This window comes from Pseudoalteromonas sp. SR45-5 (genome assembly GCF_014163565.1).
In the GTDB taxonomy this organism is placed as follows: Bacteria; Pseudomonadota; Gammaproteobacteria; order Enterobacterales; family Alteromonadaceae; genus Pseudoalteromonas; species Pseudoalteromonas distincta.
The window spans coordinates 1-4,194 of sequence record NZ_JACJDN010000347.1; the positions used below are offsets into that span (position 1 = coordinate 1).

The 4,194-nt window shown below is 39.8% G+C and carries 4 protein-coding genes and 1 pseudogene; all 5 read left to right on the forward strand.

Annotated features, from left to right (window positions below; genetic code table 11):
- Positions 1 to 202: pseudogene (locus tag H5072_RS12970) on the forward strand (hypothetical protein); the annotation flags it as partial.
- Complete coding sequence (locus H5072_RS12975; RefSeq protein WP_182693751.1) at positions 196 to 1,854, forward strand: BatD family protein; 1,659 nt, start codon at positions 196 to 198, stop codon at positions 1,852 to 1,854. The pseudogene H5072_RS12970 and the gene H5072_RS12975, both read left to right, overlap by 7 nt.
- A 61-nt stretch (positions 1,855 to 1,915) precedes the next feature.
- Positions 1,916 to 2,473, forward strand: coding sequence for a sigma-70 family RNA polymerase sigma factor (locus H5072_RS12980; RefSeq protein ID WP_032827217.1), 558 nt, complete (start codon positions 1,916 to 1,918; stop codon positions 2,471 to 2,473).
- A complete protein-coding gene (locus tag H5072_RS12985) occupies positions 2,473 to 3,225 on the forward strand; it encodes a DUF3379 family protein (protein WP_024596746.1) in 753 nt (250 codons plus the stop codon). Before H5072_RS12980 ends, H5072_RS12985 begins: the two co-directional genes overlap by 1 nt.
- Before the next feature lie 164 nt (positions 3,226 to 3,389).
- The coding region (locus H5072_RS12990; protein ID WP_182693752.1) for a Tim44 domain-containing protein at positions 3,390 to 4,194 on the forward strand (805 nt) is incomplete at its 3' end.

The window sequence follows — 4,194 nt, forward strand, 5'->3', positions numbered from 1 at the left end:
AAAGCAAAATGCTCAACAGCAAGCTATACAAGCCCAAGCAAGTGAGCTCACTAATGAAGAAAAAGAAAAAGCACAACAGCTTAATCAACTACTTAGAAAAATCCCGGACGATCCGGCTATTTTATTACGGAATAAAATGCAATTAGAAGCCCAAAAAAGACAATATAAACGTCGCCCTACAGGAGTCGAAAAATCATGGTAATGCGATTATTTTGCTGTTTATTGCTATTAAGTGCGATGCCTACGTGGGCTGCCACCAAATTAGAAGCCAGCGTAGATAAAAACCCTGTATTAGCGGGTGAATTTTTTATGCTTAATATATCGGTAGACGACACAGTTAAAGGCGAGCAACCAGACACCTCATCGCTGTTAAAAGACTTTGTTGTAGGCCCGACGAGCTTAAGCTCTCGTACCAACATTATTAATGGCAGCATTAATAAACAAACTACGTGGTCAGTTAAACTAATGACCCGTACAGAGGGTGATTACACGATACCAGCATTTAGCGTTGCAGGGTTAACCTCAGAGCCTATTAAGTTAAAAGTGGCAAAACGCTCAGTTGATGCAGATAAAAATAACGAAATATTTTTAAAAACGTCACTCTCGAGTAATTCATTATTTGTGCAAGAAGCCGGTGTTTACACTGTTAAGCTCTACCTTGCCAAAGAACTGCTTGATGGCAGCTTAAGCACACCAAGTATGGAAGATGCTCAGCTAACCCAATTAGGTAAACAAACTGAGAGTTATGAGCTAGTTGATGGCAAACGCTACCTTGTTATTACTCGTGAGTATTTAATTCAACCACAAAAAAGTGGTGCCTACACGATTGCAGGCCCCGCTTTTCAAGGGCGAGTACAGCAAAATTACCGCCAACTGGAGGTATCTGCTCTTGGCGATGATCAGCAAGTAGAAATAAAACCAATCCCGAGTGATTATAAAGGCGCATGGTTACCAAGCGAATTGGTTAACCTTGATGAAGAATGGCAACCTAACGACAACACAGTAGAAGTAGGTACGCCTATAACACGTACTATTACGCTTACCGCGCTTGGAGTTACAAAAGAGCAATTACCTGAAATCTCTATGCCTACTATTGATGGCATACGCAGCTACCCTGACCAAAAAGAAAATAACAATGCAGTGCGAGACGGACGCGTTGTGTCGCAGCAAACTGCATCGTATGCCTTACTGCCGCAAAAACCAGGTACTTATACTTTGCCTGAAATAAAGCTGCCTTGGTTTAATACCAAGATGAACCGTATTAGCGTAGCCACATTACCAAAGCGTACTATTACAGTAACGCCAAGTACTACCGCGCCTAATACAGCCATAGCAAACCCACAACCCAGTACAAATAATTCACCTACTCTTGAAAATATTTCGAATCAAGCAACTGGCACACAACCTATTGAAACTAAAAGTGATACTCCTCTTTGGTTAATAGTTTTTGCCGCTTTAGGGTATATTTTATGGATTGGTACTGTAATTTTTTACTTAATAAGCCGTTCTACTAAAAATACGACTGAAAAATTACAGCTAAACACCCGCGGTACTTCTCAGCCAAGCTTAAATGAGCTTAAAGCATTAGCGAAAACACACGATGTAAAAGCCTTTTACACCGCATTAAATAACTTTTCTGTAAAGGTGACCCATAAAAATGTTGGCGCGATTGATGAGCTCTGCATCCGCGTAAACAGCAGCGAGCTTAATGGTCTCATTAGCCAATTGCAGGCACAACTTTACAGTAATAAAGGCGCAAACACGGATCTTAATGCTATTATTAAAATTCTTGAGAACTATCAAACTCAGGCATCAAAGTCGCAACAAGCTGTATTAAAAGACCTTTATAATTAATAACTACGAACCTTAGGTCTTTTTTTGCAATAACTAATAATTTTTAATTAAAAAAGTGCTTATGCTTGGAAAGAAAAAATCAAACAATCAGGTCTTAATCGATATGGCAGAGAAACAAAAGCGTTATGAAGCCTTGGTCCACGTTTACAATAAAGAGCTTTATCGCTTTGCTTATTGGTTATGCCGTGATCCGCACATAGCAGATGATTTAGTACAGGAAACGTTTTTACGCGCATGGCGTTCACTCGACTCTTTACTTGATCAAAAGGCAGCTAAACCTTGGCTGCTTACTATATTACGAAGAGAAAACGCACGCCGATTTGAACGTAAACAGTTTGATTACAGCGACGTAGAAAACGATACGCTTGTTGATGAAACCAGCCATTCATTAGACGATGAAATGGAACAAACGGTAATTCAACGCCAGATTGCACTGCTATCTGATGAATACCGAGAGCCATTATTACTGCAAGTTGTAATGGGCTGCTCTGGTGAAGAGATTGCAGGCATACTTAATTTAAATAAAAACACGGTAATGACTCGTTTATACCGTGCCAGAAATCAACTTAAAGAGGCTTTAAGCCGTGATGATGAACAACTTAAAGGGGCATCAAAATAATGGATGAACTTGAGTTTCGTCGCCGCACTATTGCGCAGCCAAACGACATTGACAAGGAGCTTATGGAGTTTGCTGACAATAACCCAGAGCGACAAAGTTTTATTAACGATATGAAAGATTTTGATAAATTCATTCAAGATTCTTTAGATATACCTGTGCCTGAAAATCTTGCAGACCGCATTCTTTTAAACACATCGTTAAAAGAAAAAGCACTCCAAGAAGAACAAGCAACTGGTAAAAACATGGTTGATGCTCGATCGCGTTTTAAGTTTGATCGTGTACATCTTGCGTTAGCAGCGTCTTTTGTAGTGGCGATTAGTGCCTTCTTTTTTAGTACAGAGCAAAATATTGCACACGAAGCAGGTGAGCATGCGCTTGCCCATGTGTATTACGAAATTAATGCGCTTGATAAAAAAGAGCCCATTAGCCTACAAAGCGTTAACGACAAGCTTGCAGTATTAGGTGGTCATCTTGATGAACTTCCTGGCGCTGTAACTTATGCCATGTTTTGTGATTTTAAAGGCGAAAAAGGACTGCATTTAATATTTGAGTCTGACTTTGGTCCTATGACGGTATTTATAGTGCCTTCTGAAAATAAATCATTTGGTTTTGGGGATGACAACTTCCGCGATGAGCGCTTTGAAGGTCACATTAATCGTGGCTCACAAGCTGATACTATTTTAGTGGCAAGTCTTGGAGCACCTCTAGATACATACAATGAACGCGTTACTGGCGCAATTCGTTGGCTTTAAAATAGACAAATTTACCGCTTAGTTTCTACTGAGCGGTTTTTTGATTATATACTCACCAACAAAGCGTTTCTTCACTCCCCAAAACCTCTGATTTTTAAAGTAATTAATTAAATTCCTAAAGAAAGTAAATTATAATCGCGGCTCGATTTTAATTAGGGAATTTCATGAAGAACATCATCGTTATTTTTTCATTATTGGCATTATTATGTACTGCCAGTTTTGATGCACACGCACGTAAAAAATTTGGCAGTAGTAAACGCGGACAGACACCTGCAACACAACAAACAGCGCAAAAACAACAAACAGATACAACAACACCTAACGCTACACCTAAAGCCACATCAAATAAAAAAGGCATTATGGCAGGCGTTTTTGGAGGGCTTTTAGCGGGTGGCTTAATTGCAGCAATGTTAGGCGACGATTTTGAAGGTTTTCAGCTATTAGAAATGATTTTATTAGCTGGCGCACTCTTTATTTTATTTAAGCTAGTAACGGGCTTTTTACGTGCTAATCGTGCCCCACAACTTGCCAGTGCAAGTACAAATGCTCAGCAAAATGCTTTTAAACAAGCACCTATTGAGCAACCAACAAGTACAGGCTTTGCAAGCAATACACCACAAGGTGAAAGTGTGCCTTTTAATTTACCACCTAACTTTGACGTTAATGGCTTTTTGCAAGGTGCCCGTAGTCATTACCATACGCTACAAACTGCATGGAACAATGCCGATTACACCACAATGGCTGAATACTTAAGCCCTGCACTTGTTGCCGAGTTTAAAGCTGAACGTGAAGCTATACAAAGCGTAGAAACAGAAGTGATGTTTATTGATGCCGAACTTGTGCGCGCAGATACAAACGCGCAATCGTGGCAGGTTAGTGTTCGCTTTAAAGGTAAGTACCGTGATTTAGGCGATAAAAAAGAAGAGCCTATTTTAGAAATCTGGCACTTAGAGCGTCTAATTTCAGACG

Coding starts and splice junctions, on each gene's coding strand:
- H5072_RS12975 (WP_182693751.1), top strand. CDS start 196: ATGGTAATGCGATTATTTTGCTGTTTATTGCTATTAAGTGCGATGCCT.
- H5072_RS12980 (WP_032827217.1), top strand. CDS start 1,916: ATGCTTGGAAAGAAAAAATCAAACAATCAGGTCTTAATCGATATGGCA.
- H5072_RS12985 (WP_024596746.1), top strand. CDS start 2,473: ATGGATGAACTTGAGTTTCGTCGCCGCACTATTGCGCAGCCAAACGAC.